This window comes from Streptomyces sp. Isolate_45, assembly GCF_024721315.2.
Lineage (GTDB): Bacteria > Actinomycetota > Actinomycetes > Streptomycetales > Streptomycetaceae > Streptomyces.
Genome location: NZ_JANFAK020000089.1, coordinates 21473 through 35845 on the forward strand (window position 1 = coordinate 21473; position 14373 = coordinate 35845).

The 14373-nt window shown below is 73.3% G+C and carries 14 protein-coding genes and 2 pseudogenes; 11 read left to right on the plus strand and 5 right to left on the minus strand.

Annotated features, from left to right (window positions below; genetic code table 11):
* Positions 1 to 27: 27 nt before the first annotated feature.
* Positions 28 to 2508 carry a transglycosylase domain-containing protein gene (locus NOD94_RS25785; RefSeq protein WP_281208489.1) on the minus strand — a complete coding sequence of 827 codons (2481 nt, stop codon included), beginning with the start codon at positions 2506 to 2508 and terminating at the stop codon, positions 28 to 30.
* 174 nt (positions 2509 to 2682) lie between these two features.
* On the opposite strand from NOD94_RS25785, the gene NOD94_RS25790 reads away from it, so the two are divergent.
* The 5 genes from NOD94_RS25790 to NOD94_RS25810 all read left to right on the plus strand — a co-directional run bounded on the left by NOD94_RS25790 (position 2683) and on the right by NOD94_RS25810 (position 7682).
* On the plus strand, positions 2683 to 3498 hold the full coding sequence (locus NOD94_RS25790) for an ABC-2 family transporter protein (RefSeq protein WP_281208490.1): 816 nt from the start codon (positions 2683 to 2685) through the stop codon (positions 3496 to 3498).
* 58 nt (positions 3499 to 3556) lie between these two features.
* Entirely contained in the window at positions 3557 to 4390 is an 834-nt protein-coding gene (locus tag NOD94_RS25795; RefSeq protein WP_281208502.1) for an ABC transporter permease, read from the plus strand.
* Between the two features lie 6 nt (positions 4391 to 4396).
* Entirely contained in the window at positions 4397 to 5365 is a 969-nt protein-coding gene (locus NOD94_RS25800; protein WP_281208491.1) for an ATP-binding cassette domain-containing protein, read from the plus strand.
* A 166-nt stretch (positions 5366 to 5531) separates the two neighbouring features.
* Positions 5532 to 6218: a DUF1707 domain-containing protein gene (locus NOD94_RS25805; protein WP_348652352.1), complete on the plus strand. Its 687-nt coding sequence runs from the start codon at positions 5532 to 5534 to the stop codon at positions 6216 to 6218.
* Between the two features lie 204 nt (positions 6219 to 6422).
* The gene (locus tag NOD94_RS25810; RefSeq protein ID WP_281208503.1) at positions 6423 to 7682 is read left to right on the plus strand and encodes a DUF445 domain-containing protein; all 1260 of its coding nucleotides are present in this window, start codon (positions 6423 to 6425) and stop codon (positions 7680 to 7682) included.
* Between the two features lie 64 nt (positions 7683 to 7746).
* On the opposite strand, the gene NOD94_RS25815 is transcribed toward NOD94_RS25810, so the two are convergent.
* Both NOD94_RS25815 and NOD94_RS25820 read right to left on the minus strand, forming a co-directional pair.
* Positions 7747 to 8046: a hypothetical protein gene (locus NOD94_RS25815; RefSeq protein WP_281208493.1), complete on the minus strand. Its 300-nt coding sequence runs from the start codon at positions 8044 to 8046 to the stop codon at positions 7747 to 7749.
* 124 nt (positions 8047 to 8170) lie between these two features.
* On the minus strand, positions 8171 to 8347 hold the full coding sequence (locus NOD94_RS25820) for a hypothetical protein (protein ID WP_281208494.1): 177 nt from the start codon (positions 8345 to 8347) through the stop codon (positions 8171 to 8173).
* Positions 8348 to 8508: 161 nt separating this feature from the next.
* Between NOD94_RS25820 and NOD94_RS25825 the strand changes: the two genes are divergently transcribed.
* From NOD94_RS25825 to NOD94_RS25835, 3 genes are all read left to right on the plus strand, one after another.
* Positions 8509 to 9045, plus strand: coding sequence for an N-acetyltransferase (locus NOD94_RS25825; RefSeq protein ID WP_281208495.1), 537 nt, complete (start codon positions 8509 to 8511; stop codon positions 9043 to 9045).
* Between the two features lie 235 nt (positions 9046 to 9280).
* Complete coding sequence (locus NOD94_RS25830) at positions 9281 to 9814, plus strand: hypothetical protein (RefSeq protein WP_281208496.1); 534 nt, start codon at positions 9281 to 9283, stop codon at positions 9812 to 9814.
* A 77-nt stretch (positions 9815 to 9891) separates the two neighbouring features.
* Positions 9892 to 10500: a hypothetical protein gene (locus NOD94_RS25835; protein WP_281208497.1), complete on the plus strand. Its 609-nt coding sequence runs from the start codon at positions 9892 to 9894 to the stop codon at positions 10498 to 10500.
* Between the two features lie 201 nt (positions 10501 to 10701).
* Here NOD94_RS25835 and NOD94_RS25840 read toward each other — a convergent pair.
* Together NOD94_RS25840 and NOD94_RS25845 are read right to left on the minus strand one after the other, a co-directional pair.
* Positions 10702 to 11094 (minus strand): annotated as a pseudogene (locus NOD94_RS25840) (very short patch repair endonuclease); the annotation flags it as partial.
* Between the two features lie 158 nt (positions 11095 to 11252).
* Entirely contained in the window at positions 11253 to 12251 is a 999-nt protein-coding gene (locus tag NOD94_RS25845) for an SEC-C domain-containing protein (RefSeq protein WP_281208498.1), read from the minus strand.
* 56 nt (positions 12252 to 12307) lie between these two features.
* Between NOD94_RS25845 and NOD94_RS25850 the strand changes: the two genes are divergently transcribed.
* The 3 genes and pseudogenes from NOD94_RS25850 to NOD94_RS25860 form a co-directional block, all read left to right on the plus strand.
* The gene (locus NOD94_RS25850; RefSeq protein WP_281208499.1) at positions 12308 to 13180 is read left to right on the plus strand and encodes a class E sortase; all 873 of its coding nucleotides are present in this window, start codon (positions 12308 to 12310) and stop codon (positions 13178 to 13180) included.
* Between the two features lie 314 nt (positions 13181 to 13494).
* Positions 13495 to 13839, plus strand: a complete 345-nt coding sequence (locus NOD94_RS25855) for a DUF6412 domain-containing protein (RefSeq protein ID WP_281208500.1) — start codon at positions 13495 to 13497, stop codon at positions 13837 to 13839.
* 177 nt (positions 13840 to 14016) lie between these two features.
* Positions 14017 to 14373 (plus strand): annotated as a pseudogene (locus NOD94_RS25860) (hypothetical protein); the annotation flags it as partial.

A 14373-nucleotide genomic window follows, 5' to 3' on the forward strand; every position in this document is an offset into this window, starting at 1 on the left:
GGGGCCCGTACGGGCCCCGACCGGGTCTCATTCGAGGTAGTCGGCCGGGGGCCGGCGGCCGAAGACGCCGCCCTGGGTGTCGCCGCCGGCGTTCCGGCCGGCGTCGGTCGCGCCTCCGTCCGTCCGGCCGCCGTCGGTCTGCCCGCCGTCGGTCCGACCCCCTTGGTCCTGGCCGCCGTTGGTCTGGCCTCCCTGGGTCTGCCCGCCGTCGGTCCGGCCGCCGTTGGTCTGGCCTCCCTGGGTCTGCCCGCCGTCCGTCCGACCGCCGTCGGTGCGGCCTCCCTGGGTCTGCCCCCCGTCGGTCCGGCCCCCTTGCGTCCGGCCGCCGTCCGTCCGACCGCCGTCGTCGGGGCCGCCGTCCGTCTGCCCGCCCGTCGGCGGGGTGGCCGGGTCCTCGGGGAAGTCGGGCGGGGGTTGCGGGACGTCCGGCTGCTGGGGCCGGGAGGCGCCCCGCTGGAGTTCGAGGTCGAAGTCCACGGGGTCCGAGGCCTCCAGGGCCGCCTTCGTGTAGGCCGCCCAGATCCGCGCCGGATAGCCGCCGCCCCCGATGCGCCGCTCGCCCAACGCCCCGTAGAGGGACTGGAGCGTGCCCGTGTCCGGGTCCTGGCCCATCATCGACACCACCGTGACCAGGTCCGGGGTGTACGCCGCGAACCACGCCGAGCGGTCCAGTTCGGCCGTGCCGGTCTTGCCCGCGGCCGGGTGGCCCGCCGCCAGGGCGGCCGTACCGGTGCCGTTGTCGACGACGCTGACCAGCATGGACGTCGTCGTATCGGCGGCCTCCCGGCTGATGACCTGCTCCGGGGTGCGGTCGGGGAGCCCGATGGTGTCCCCGCCCTTCGTGATCTTCTCCAGGAAGGTGTACGGGGTGCGCCGGCCGTGGTCGGCGAGGGTCGCGTACGCCTGCGTCATGTCCAGGACGCTCGCCTGCATGGTGCCGAGGGCGATGGCCGGGCCCGCGTCGAAGTTCGGGGTGCTCTCCGGGATGCCCAGGGCGATCGCCGTCCGCTTGACCTTTTCCCCGCCGACGTCCACCGCCATCTGCGCGTACACGGTGTTGACGGAGAGGTCGGTCGCCGTGTTGACGGTGATGTTCCCGTAGGACACCTGCCCCTCGTTCTCGGGGGCGAAGCGGATCCGGCCGCCGACCACCGGGCGCTTGTTGTCGCCGTCGTAGAGCGTGTTCGGCGTGATGCGACGGCCTTCCTGGGTCCGGGAGTCGTTCTCCACGGCGGCCGCGAACACGAACGGCTTGAAGGTGGAGGCCACCTGGTAGTCGTGCCGGGTCGCGTTGTTCACGTACTGCTTCGTGTAGTCGATGCCGCCGTACAGGGCCACTACCTTGCCGGTGGCCGGATCGATGGACGCCCCGCCCGCCCGCACCGGACGGTCCGCCGGCCGCGCCGCCGGGTCGAGTTCGTCCACCATCTCGGTCCGTACGGCGTCGACGAACGCGGTCTGACGGCGCTTGTCGATCGTCGTGGTGATCCGGTAACCGCCCTCCGCGAGGGTCTTGTCGTCCAGGATCCCGCGCTCGGTGATGTAGTCCTTGACGGCCTCCACCAGGTACCCGCGCTGGCCCGACAGGCCGGACGCCGGACGGAGCTTGCCCGGCTCGGGGAACCGAGCGGCGGCCCGCTCCGCCGGGTCCATCCACTCCTTCTTCACCATGCCGTCGAGCACGTAGTTCCAGCGGGCGACGGCGCGGTCCCGGCTGCGGGGGTGCGCGACGACGTCGAAGGCGCTGGGGGAGTTCAGCAGGGTGGCCAGGTAGGCGCCCTCGGCGGTGGTCAGCCGGGTGACGTCCTTGCCGTAGTAGGCCTGGGAGGCGGCCTGGATCCCGTAGGCGTTGCGGCCGAAGTAGCTGGTGTTCAGGTAGCCCTCCAGGATGTAGTCCTTCGACTTCTCCCGGCCGAGCTTGATCGCGATGAAGAACTCCTTGACCTTCCGGTTCACCGTCTGTTCCTGGCCCAGGTAGTAGTTCTTGACGTACTGCTGGGTGATCGTCGAGCCGGACTGCTTGCCCTTCCCGGTGACGGTGTTCCAGGCGGCGCGGACCATCGCCTTCGGATCCACCGCCCGCTCGGAGTGGAAGTCCCGGTCCTCGGCCGCCAGTACGGCCTCCTGGACCGTCAGCGGCACCTGCGAGAGGGGCACGTTGACCCGGTTGACCTCGCCGTCACGGGCCAACTGCGACCCGTCCGAGTACAGGTACACGTTGGACTGCGCGGTGGCGGCCGCGTTCGCCGGCGGGATGTCGACCAGCAGGTACCCGGCCACCAGGGCGCCGCCCAACAGCAGCCCGAGCAGCACGAGACCGCCCAGCAGCATGCGCCAGGTCGGCAGTGCACGACGCCAACCGGCGCGCTTGCGGCCGCCCTTGGCGGCGGGCCGTCCGCCGGCACCACCCTTACGGGGAGCGCGTTCGACGACGGGCTCCGCCGGCGTGCCCCCGGGGGTGTCCGGATCGCGAGGCGTCCAGCCCGGTGGTGGTGACTGGTCGCTCATCGCCGGGACTCCTCGGGGCTGTGCGAAATATCCACATCCGTACCTCATGGTGTCTACCCGATGGCCGGTGCATCCGCGCCGGACGGGCATAAATCGGTCGCGTGGCTCGCCCCTCCGCACTAAGCTCGCGCGCTTTGGCCGACGTAGGAACGACGTGGAAAACGGAGGGATACGGTGCGTCAGAGAGCGCTGCTCTACGGGGCCGTCGCGGCGGGCGGCTTCCGGCGCTACGCGGCCTACGGAACGGCGACGGCCGCAGGGGTGTTCACCAACACCGTGTTCGGTTTCATCGTCGCGTACACGTACATCGCCCTCTGGGACGAACGGCCGGGCCTCGGCGGCTACGACCAGGCCCAGGCCCTCACCTTCGTCTGGGTGAGCCAGTCCCTGCTCGCGGCCGGGGCGCTCATCGGCGGCGGGTTCCAGGAGGAGTTCCAGGAACGGGTCCGCACGGGCGACATCGCAGTCGACCTGTACCGGCCGGCGGACCTCCAGCTGTGGTGGCTCGCCTCCGACCTCGGCAGGGCAGCCTTCCAACTCCTGGGGCGCGGCGCGGTACCGCTGGTCGCGGGAGCACTCGCCTTCCCGCTGGCACTGCCCGTCGACCCGGCGCGCTGGCTGCTGTTCCTGGTGTCCGTCGCGCTCGGGCTGACCGTCAGCTTCGCGGTGCGGTTCCTCCTCGGGCTGGCCGCGTTCTGGCTGATGGACGGCACCGGGATCAACCTGATGGCCACCGTCGTGACCATCTTCTTCTCGGGGATGGTGCTGCCCCTGACGGTGTTCCCCGGCGAATTCGGGGACGTGGTGCGGGTCCTGCCGTGGGCGGCGATGCTCCAGGTCCCGCTCGACGTCCTGCTCGGCACGCACAGCGGGGCCGGGGGAGCGGTACGGGCGCTGGGCTTCCAGGCCGGATGGGCGCTGGTCCTGCTCGGCGCGGGCCGGCTGGCGCAGACGGCGGCGACGCGGAAGGTGGTGGTCCAGGGTGGCTGAGGTGACGGGAGTGGCCGTCGAGGAGGGTCCCGGCACGGACGCGGGCGCCGGCGGGCCCGTGGGGTTCGACGGGCCGGTCCGCAACCGCGCGTGGGAGGGGCTGCGCGGCTACGGGCTGATCGTCACGATGTGGATCCGCTCGACCATGACGTACCGGACGTCGTTCTTCCTCGCGACCTTCGGGAACGCGGCGATCACCCTGCTCGACTTCGCCGCCATCGCGATCATGTTCTCGCACGTGGACGCGCTCGGCGGGTTCACGCTGCCCGAGATCGCACTGCTCTACGGATCCTGCTCGGCCTCACTGGGCCTGGCCGACCTGCTCCTCGGCAACACCGACCGGATCGGGTCCCGGATCCGCGACGGCTCCCTCGACACCATGCTGGTGCGGCCGGTCCCGGTGCTCGCGCAGGTCGCGGCCGACCGGTTCGCCCTGCGCCGCCTCGGCCGGATCGTGCAGGGCCTCGGCGTGCTGACCTGGGCCGTCTCGGCGCTGGACGTGGACTGGACGGTCGGGAAGGTCCTGCTGGTCCCCGTGATGATCCTGGCCGGCGCGGGGATCTTCGGAGCCGTGATGGTGGCCGGGGCCGCCTTCCAGTTCGCCGCCGGGGACGCGGCGGAGGTGCAGAACTCCTTCACGTACGGCGGCTGCACGATGCTCCAGTACCCGCCGACGGTCTTCGCGAAGGACCTGCTGCGCGGGGTCACCTTCATCGTGCCGCTCGCCTTCGTCAACTGGCTGCCCGCCCTGTACGTGCTGGGCCGGCCCGATCCGCTCGGACTGCCGCAGTGGGCGGCGTTCGTCAGCCCGCTGGTGGCCTTCCTGGTGTTCCTGCCCGCGTCGCTGGCGTGGCGCGCGGGTGTCCGTTCGTACCGCAGCACGGGGAGTTGAGGGCTGATGGCAGAAGCACTGATCGCACTGGACGGCGTCGAGAAGGTCTTCGACGTGCGCCGCCGCGTCAACTGGATCCGACGGGAGAAGCGGCAGGTCCGGGCCGTGGACGGAATCAGCTTCGAGGTCGCGCGGGGCGAAATGGTCGGCTACATCGGGCCCAACGGCGCCGGCAAGTCCACCACCATCAAGATGCTGACCGGCATCCTCACCCCGAGCGGCGGCCGGCTGCGCGTCGCCGGCATCGACCCCGCGCGGGAGCGGATGCGCCTCGCGCACCGGATCGGAGTGGTGTTCGGGCAGCGCACCACGCTGTGGTGGGACCTGCCGCTGAAGGACTCGTACGGGCTGATGCGCCGGATGTACCGGATCCCGGCGGCCCGCTACGCGGAGAACCTGGAGCGGTGCGTAGACCGGCTCGACCTCGGCGAACTGCTCGACGTACCGGTACGGCAGCTGTCGCTGGGGCAGCGGATGCGCGGCGACATCGCGGCGGCGCTGCTGCACGATCCGGAGGTGCTCTACCTGGACGAGCCGACGATCGGGCTCGACGTGGTCAGCAAGGCGAAGGTGCGGGGCTTCTTGCGGCAGCTCAACGAGGAACTCGGCACCACGGTCCTCCTCACGACCCACGACCTCCAGGACATCGAGCAGCTCTGCGAGCGGGTGATGGTCATCGACCACGGTCGGCTCATGTACGACGGCCCGCTCGGCGGGCTGCACGAGGCGGGACCGGAAGGGGCGGGCGAGCGGACCCTGGTGGTCGACCTGGAGGCGGAGATCGCGCCGATCGAGATCGCGGGGGCGCGGGTGGTGAAGGTGGACGGGCCCCGACAGTGGCTGGCCTTCCCCGCACGGGCCTCGGCGGCGCCGCTGGTGGCGGAGGTGGCGGCCCGGTACCCGCTCCTGGACCTGTCGGTGCGGGAGCCCGACATCGAGGACGTCATCGCGCGGATGTACGCGGGTCGGGGTTGAGTCAGGGTCCCGTCTCGGGGTCGATCCCGGGGAGACGTGCCGGGGCGGGCCATTCAACTGGTGCGGATCTCTGCATAGTGTGGTCCACATGAGTGACGAGCGGCCCGAGAAGTCCTTGCCCGAGAAGGCTCCGGCACCGGAGACGGCGTCGCCGGAACGGCCGTCGATGGAGAAGGCGTCGCCGGACAGGGCGCCGTTGCCGGAGCTGCGGGCCTCCGACGCCGACCGGGACCGGGTCGTGGAGCGACTGCGGGACGCCGTCGCCGAGGGCCGGCTCGACATGGACGAGTTCGAGGAGCGGCTGGAGGCGGTCTACGCCTCCAGGACGTACGCCGAACTGGCCCCCCTGACCCGCGACCTGCCGCAGGTGCCCGGCGAGTCCCCCACGGGGGTCCCCGCGACCGCCGCCCCCGCCCCGGGCACCCCGGCGCGGTCGTCGTGGCCGTCCCGCATCGGGGGCCGGGGCACCTCCGCCACGGCCGTCGCCGTGATGTCGGGGTTCCAGCGCAAGGGGTACTGGACGGTGCCCGCCCGCTTCAACGCGGTGGCCTTCTGGGGCGGCGGTGAGATCGACCTCCGCGACGCCGACTTCGCCGAACGCGAGGTCGTGATCACCTGCGTGGCCGTGATGGGCGGCATCGAGATCACGGTCCCGCCGGGCGTGGAGGTCGACGTACGGGGCATCGGGATCATGGGCGGTTTCGACCAGGGAGCGGCCTCGTCCCCGCCGGAACCCGGAGCGCCGCGCGTGATCGTCAACGGTCTCGCCTTCTGGGGCGGGGTCGGCATCAAGGTGAAGTCGCCGAAGGGCTCGAAGCCGCTGGACGGCGGGAAGCGCCGGAAGGAGCTGTAGGCCGGGCACGGGGCACGGGACCGGAGGGGTCCCAGGGGGTGCCGGGGGCACCCGCACGGCGCGCCGGGAACTCCCGGGGCCTCCCGGGAGTCGGATGCTATGCAGACAAAACCGGCCACAGGGGGAAGGCAGGAACCCGTGGAACACGTGGACAGTGACACGAGGGCGCGCACCGCGCCACTCCCGTCGCCCCGGGGCGCGTTCGTGTTCAACGCGGCGGACGAGGAGCGGCGGCGCGGCGTCCGCCGGATGAAGACCACCGCGACGGGCCTGCTGGTCCTGGTCGCGCTGGTCTACGTGCTCGCCAAGTACGCCCAGCACGCCTGGGGCGCGGGCGGCTGGGCCGGGTACGTGGCGGCGGCGGCCGAGGCCGGCATGGTCGGCGCGCTCGCGGACTGGTTCGCGGTCACCGCGCTCTTCCGCCGGCCGCTCGGCCTGCCGATCCCGCACACCGCGATCATCCCGACCAAGAAGGACCAGCTGGGCGTCTCCCTCGGCGAGTTCGTCGGCGAGAACTTCCTCTCCTCCGACGTCGTGCGCGCCCGGCTGGGCGCGCTCGGCATCGGCGGCCGCCTCGGCGCCTGGCTGGCGGAACCCGAACACGCCGACCGGGTCACCGCCGAGCTGGCGACCGCGCTGCGCGGGGCGCTGACCGTCCTGCGCGACTCCGACGTGCAGGCCGTCGTCGGCGAGGCCATCACCCGGCGTGCCGAGCACGCCGAGATCGCACCGGGCCTCGGCAAGACCCTGGAGAAGGTCGTCGCGGACGGCGGACACCGCCGGGCCGTGGACCTGGTGTGCACGAAGGCCCACGACTGGCTCGTCACGCACGGCGACTCGGTGATGGACGCCGTCCAGGGCGGCGCACCCGGCTGGACGCCGCGCTTCGTCGACCGGAAGATCGGCGACCGCGTCTACAAGGAGCTGCTCCGCTTCGTCACGGAGATGCGGGACATGCCGGAGCACCCGGCGCGCGGGGCGGTCGACCGCTTCCTGACGGACTTCGCCGCCGACCTCCAGTCGGACACGCAGACGCGGGCCCGCGTCGAACGGCTGAAGTCCGACATCCTCGCGCGGGGCGAGGTCCAGGACGTGATCGCCTCCGCGTGGACCGCGATCCGCTCGATGATCCTCTCGGCGGCGGAGGACGAGCAGAGCGAGCTGCGGCTGAGGGTCCGCGCCTCACTGATCTCGCTCGGCGCGCGCCTGGCCACCGACGGCCGGCTCCAGGCGAAGGTGGAGGGCTGGATCGAGGGCGCCGTCGTGTACGTGGTCACGACCTACCGCACCGAGATCACCTCGCTGATCACGGACACGGTGGCGAGCTGGGACGCGGAACACACCTCCCGCAAGATCGAGGCCCACATCGGCCGCGACCTCCAGTTCATCCGCATCAACGGCACGGTGGTCGGCGCGCTGGCCGGTCTTCTGATCTACACGGTGTCGCGGGCGTTCGGGGCGTAACCCGGGGCGTGGCGGGGGCTGTTCCGGGGACGGCCCGACCGGGCGTCGGGCCGTCCGCTCCGGGTCAGGCGCGGTCGGCCACCGCCCAGGTCGTGGCGGCCACGACGCCGGCGGCGCCGATGACGGCCGGCCACGCCCCGACCTTCTTGGCCAGCGGGTGCGATCCGGCGAAGCCGGCGACGTACAGGGCGCCCAGTCCGGCCGCCACCGGGGCGCCGCCGCGCCGGTGCCACTCGCGTCCGGCCACGAGCCCGGCGGCGCCGAGCACGACACCGCCCAGCGGCCGCTTCTTGGTCCAGCGGGCGACGGCGTAGCCGCCGACCAGGCCTGCGGCCGCCACCACGGAACTCGGTACCCGCGCCATGTCGAACTCCCTCGTCTTTTTCGGGTTGCTGATGCTGGTCTGCTGCTGCTCTGCCGCTGCTGCGCGGCCGGTCGCACAGGGCTACGGTCCGATGGTCCGACAGTCCGATGAACCGTCCACGAGGCTAACGCGGCCGCCTGGAAAACCGCTGGGCGCCCACCGTGGCGAGTACGAGCACGGCCCCGCCGATCACGGCGTGCGGCACCGCGTCCCGCACGGCCCGGGGCAGCACCGCCACGGTTCCGAGGACGAGCAGGAAGGCGAGCGCGAATCCGCCCGCCGCGCGCAGCAGTCTGTCCACGGGCTGCTCAACGCGGTGGCCGGGCACGCGACACGGACGACGCCGAGGCGATTTGTCGCACACTCTCCGTTTCTGCCGAGCGGCCTGGGAGGGAACCCGGAAGGCGTAGATTCGGTCTTCCAGGGGGAAACCCGCTCAACCCACCACCAGGAGTCGACGCCTTGATCTCTTACGGACGGGCCGTCCTCGACCTCGCGGACGAGCTGGTCGACGCCTACGCGGACGTGTTCTCCGGTCCGCCGTGGAACGAAGGCGAAGAAACCATTCGCCAGTTCTCGACCCGGCTCCAGACGGATGTCCGGCGTCCGGGGTTCCGTACGGCGTTCGCCCAGTCCGCGACCGGCATCGACGGCTTCGCCACAGGCTGGCTGACCCCGGCCCCCTTCCCGAAGAACCGCGCGTACCCGCAGGTCACCGCCCAGCTCGGCGCGGCCCGGGTCCGGGAACTCCTCGTCGGGGCCCTGGAGATCGACGAACTGGCCGTACGCGGCTACGCGCGCGGCCACGGCACCGGCCGGACCCTCCTCACCGAGATCACCGCGGACGCCCCCGACGGGCGGGCGTGGCTGCTGACCTCGCGCCTGGCCACGGACACGGTCGCCACGTACCGCCGCCTGGGCTGGCACGAGGTCCCCGCGCTCCCGGGCACGGAGACGGGCGTGGTCGTCTTCCTCTCCCCGGCCCACCCGAACCTCTGACCCGTCCCGCTGAATCGTTCCGCCGGGTCGTTCCGCCGGACCGTTCCGCCGGGCCGTTCCGTTCCGCTCCGGGCCCGCTCCGGGCCGGGGCGCCGCCCCGCGCGACCGTCGGACTCCGTTCACCCGGGCCGGAGGTCGCCCCCGGTGCTCGGGGTGGACCCGCAGGCGGTCGCTCCCGACCCGGAAGCGGCCGCGCGGGCGGTACACGGGGTCGGGGGAGGGGCATACCCGGGCCATGATCACAGTACGGCGGAACCCCGCCACCCCGAAGCCCGTGTCCGGCAAGGCCGACGGCCCGGAGCCGACCGTCGCGAGGGCCGCCGGCCCGAACCCGGCGACCGTCAACGAGACCACCACGCCCGCCGCCACTACGCCCGCCTTCACCCATCCCGCGTCCACCCGGCCCGCGGCCCGTCCCGCGTCCACCCGGCCCGCGACGCGGCCCTCCGGGCGGCCCGCCGCGTCGCGCCTGGCCCGGCGGCAGCACGGGCTCGTCACCCGGCATCAACTGACCGCCGGCGCAGGTGTCCCCGGCGGCACGATCGCCTCCCGCGTTCGCCCCGGCGGGCCCTGGCAGCGCCTGTTGCCCCGCGTGTACCTCCTGCAGACCGGCCCGCCCGACCCCCGCCAGCGCGCGCTGCCGCCGTCCTGTACGCGGCCGAACCCACCGCGGACCCGCTCTCCGGCGACACCGCCGTCCTCACCGGCGGCGCCGCCCTCGCCCTCCTCGGCATCCGCGAAGCCCCGACCGGCCCGGTCGACGTCCTGATCCGCGCCCCGCGCCGGCTCGCGCCCGCCCCCGGGGTCAGGCCCCGGGCCACGTCCCGCTGGCCGCGCACGATGACCGTGTCCGGCGTCCCCACGGCCCGCCCCGTACGCGCCGCCGCCGACTTCGCGGCCCGTACGGATCCGGGCGCGCCGCCCGACCGGATCCGTTCCGTCCTCGCCCAGGTCGTCCAGGCCGGTTGGTGCCACCCGCACGACCTGCACGCGGAGCTCCGTACGTCCCGCCTCCTGGCCCGCCCCGCGGTCCGCGCCGCCGCCGCGGAACTCCTGGCCGGGGTCCGCTCGGTCGCCGAGGCCCGGGTCCGCGACACCCTCGGGACCACCGACCTCCCAACCCCGCTCTGGAACGCCCGCCTCCACACCGCGGACGGAGTCTTCCTGGCCAGTCCGGACGCCTACTGGCCCGACGAGGGCGCGGCCCTGGAGGTCGACTCGGCGGAGTGCCACTACACCCGTGACACCTGGCAGGCCACCCTGCGCCGCCGCCTGCGCCTGGAGTCCCACGGGGTCCTGGTGGTCAGCGCGACCCCGTCGATGCTCCGCGACTCCCCGACGGAGGTACTCGCGGCCCTCCGCACCGTCCTCGCTCTCGGGGCGTCCCGCCCCACCCCGCCCACGGTCCTGGCCCGCGGCCACCAACAGCTCGCCCTCTTCCCGGACAAGGGTTGACCGGACAAGGGTTGAGGGGAGGGGAGGGGAATCGGGTCCGGAGTCCGCTCACCGCGCGGCGGGTCAACCCGCCTCCGTCGCGGCTCCGTTCGCGTCGGCAGGGCCGTTCGCCCCGGCGGAGGGCCGCGTGCGGCCCTCCGGGGCGTGGGGTGCGACCCCGAGGGGTGCGGTCCGGTGGGGTGCGGCCGCGTGCCGGGTCGCGATGACCCGCGCCGCCACGGCCTCGGGCCGTTCGTGCTCCCAGAACCGGAGCACGGTCCAACCGGCCGACGTCAACTGCTCGTTCGTCTCGCGGTCCCGCGCCATGTTGCGTTCGAGCTTCTCTCGCCACCACTCGGCATTGGCCTTCGGCCGCGTCGCGTGCTGCGGGCATCCGTGCCAGAAGCATCCGTCCAGGAAGACGGCGACCTTCGGCCCGGGGAAGGCGATGTCGATGGTGCGGCGAGGCATCCCGGGCACCTTCACCTGGAGCCGGTAGCGGAGTCCCGCGGCGTGGAGCAGCTTGCGCACCGCCACCTCGGGCGCGGTGTTCCGCACGGCCTGCCGGCTCATCCGGGCGGAGACGCCGGCGGAGGAGGGTTCTGCCGGGATCATCGCGGTTCCTCCCCGCTTGCCGGTGGTCAGGGGCTAAGAGGTCCGATCCCAACGGGAATCCGCGGGCGCCCCTGAGGCCGATGGTACGCAGCGGCACCGACAGGCCCTCGGGCCGGCCGGCGCCCTCCGCGGGCGGAAGGGCCTGCCGGTCCGAGCGGTCAGGGCTCCCCGTGGCACTCCGAGTAGGGCTTCGTCGAGGCGCACCAGCAGGGGGCCGTGGGGCCGGGCGGCCAGGTGGTGGCCTTGCCGCGGGCGGCGAGGGTGGTGGCGTACTCGGCCAGCAGGGAGGGGGAGGCCGGGGACGTCTTCTCCGAGGCGGCGAACGCCTCGTACGAGGGGACGCTGCCGGTGACGATGCCGAGGTTGGTGGTGCCCGACGCGGCGAGGGCGCGCAGGGAGGCCTCGATGCCGCTCAGGTGCGTCGCGTGGGAGGCGTACTCCGCCGACAGGGTCGGGTAGGAGGAAAGCAGCTCGGCGAGTTCGCGCTGGGGCCAGTGCAGGACCGCGACCGGGAACGGCCGGGAGAGCGCGGCGCGGCGGTCGCCCAGTTCGGCCCGCAGGCGGGCGATCTCGGCGCGCAGTTCGGCCGGGTCGTCGGAGCCGAGGGCCCAGATGCGCTTCGGGTCGTGGAGTTCGTCGAGGGGGATCGGGCCGATGTGGCGGGTGTCGGCGACCATGTCCCATTGGTCGTGCGGGAGCCCGAGCAGGCGGCGGACCCGGTGGCGGCCCGTGAGGAGGGCGGTGGTGGCCGGGGTCAGGGGGGTCTCCTCCGAGGTCAGCAGGGTCGCCGCCTCGGTGAAGCAGTCGTGCGAGGCTTCCAGCTCGTCGTGGGCTTCGAGGGTTTCCGCGATCACCTCCCAGGGGGCCGGGTCCGCGGGGGCGGCCGCCCGGATGCCGGAGATCAGCGCGCGGGCCTCGGCCTCGTGGCCGTACTCCCACAGGTTCGCGGCCTGCAGGGCCTTGATCAGGTGCGGGTCCGCGGGCGAGGCGGAGAGGAGTTGGTCGTACAGGGCGCTCGCCCGGTCCCGCGCGTCACCCAGTTCGAGGTGGGCGGCGGCCTGGAGGAGCAGCGGCTCCTGGTCCTCGGGGTAGCGGGTCGCCGTGCGGATGAGGCGCTCGGCTTCGGCAATGTGCTCTGCGGGCGTGTCGGGGCGCATGGTTCACACCGTACTGCCGCTGGTCAGTTGAGGGGGGAGGACTTAGGGTGCGGCCCGTGCGGGATCACATACGTGTGGTGGTGCAGGGGCGCGGTCGGCGGGGGCGCTGGGCCCGTCTCGCGCGGCTGTTGTGGGTGGGCGCCGAGGTGGTCACCACGCTGGGCGTGGTGGTGGCGTTGCTGGTGGTGCACCAGGTGTGGTGGACGAACCGGCAGGCCGCGGCCGCCGCGCAGGAGCAGGTCCAGGCCCTGGAGCGGGCCTGGGAGGGGGACGACGCCGAGACGGGCGCGGAGGTGGGTCCCGGTACCGGTCCGGGCGAAGCCGGTGTCGCGGACGGCTCGGCGGAGGACGCCCCCGAGGGCGGTTCGTCGCCGCCCGAGGGGGGCTCCGAGTCCCCGTCCGGTTCTGGGACGGTGCCCCCGTCCCGGCGTCCGACGGTCGGGCCGGTGGCTTCCGCGGCGCCGCGTCCCAAGCCGGCGCCGGCGCGGGAGGAGGCGTACGCCGTCCTGCGGATCCCGCGCCTCGGCCTCGCCGTTCCCGTCGCGCAGGGGATCGACAAGCGGGCCGTGCTGGACAAGGGGTACGTCGGCCAGTACCCCGGGACCGCGGGCCCCGGGGAGCGGGGCAACTTCGCGTTGGCGGGGCACCGCAACACGCACGGGGAGCCGTTCCGGTACGTCAACAGGCTGCGCCCCGGCGACGAGTTGCACGTCGACGTGCGCGGACGGCGCCACACGTACGTGGTCGGTCAGGTGCTGAACGAGACCACCGAGCGGGACACCGGGGTCATCGCACCGGTGCCCCGCAGCGCGGTGCGGCCCGAGTACGGGTACAGCCGGCCGGACGCGTACATCACGCTCACCACCTGCACGCCCGAGTACAGCTCCAAGTACCGGCTGGTGGTGTGGGGGACGCTCAAGTCGGCCTAGTACGGGCTTCGGCGCCCGGCCTTCGGACAGACCCTGGGGTGGGCCGGGTGCGTCCGAAACGGGTGAGGCGTCCGCAGCCGGTGTGGCTGGGGGTGCCCTTCGGGGACGGTCGACCCGACGAGGAGGTGCCGGCCCGGGATCCGCTCGAACGCCGTGAATCGGTCGGGTGAACCCCTCCCCCTGTCGGTGGGCCCGGTTAGTATCGATCGCGAGAGCCCCATATCGCACGGGAGTCCGTACGTGCGTCTGTGCGGGCGTCGTAGCGTGGAGTCGCCGGGTCGAGCGGCGCGGGAGAGGGATGGGGGGTGGTCGGTATGACGGGGACGAAGCGAACCGCCGTGCGTTCTCCGCTGTCCTTCCTCGCCACTTCCCGGGGCTCCCGACTGCTCGCCGCCCTGCTCCTGCTGCTCGGCGGGTTCCTCGGCCTGATGGCGGGGGAGAACGGCCTGGCCGCCGCCGTGGTCGCGCTGGCGGCCGTCGTCGCCGTGGGCGCCGCCGCACTGGCCGCGTGCCTCGTCCGGCCCGTGCCGCCACACCGAATACGCACCGCGATCCGTGATCGCGAGCAGCGCACGGCGTTCCTGCCGCAGCGCGATCCCGACGCCTCGGGCCGGTCCCGACCCAGGGCGCCCGGCCGTCTCCTTCCGACGGCCGCGTAGGGGCGCGCAGCACCTTCCGCCTTCTGCTTCCACCGACCGGTCACGGTCGGGCCGATCACTGTCGTCGCCCCTCGCGGGTCGTCACGCCGAAATGCACCTTCTTCGACGTTCGACGAGACCCCTCGGAGGGCCCGCGTGTCCGTTTTCACTCATCTAGTTGCCGAGCTGGGCCGGCTCATGGAGCCGGTACTGGCCGAGTCCGCGACCGCTGCCGCGATCGTGCTGTTCACCGTGCTCGTACGGCTCGCCCTGCACCCGCTGAGCCGTGCGGCGTTCCGGGGCGCGACCCCGGCGGCCGGTTGCCTGCCCGTACTGCTCCAGCTGCCGGTGTTCTTCGTCATGTACCAGGCGTTCTCCTCCTCCGAGGTCGGGGGAGAGGCCAACGAGCTGCTGGGCCACCGGCTGTTCGCGGCGCCGCTCGGATCCCGCCTGACCGGCGCGCTGGCGGAGGGCGGTCCGTTCGGGCCGCAGGGCCTGGTCTTCCTCGGCCTGTTCGCGGCCATCGCGGTGGTGGCCGCCTGGAGCGCGGTACGG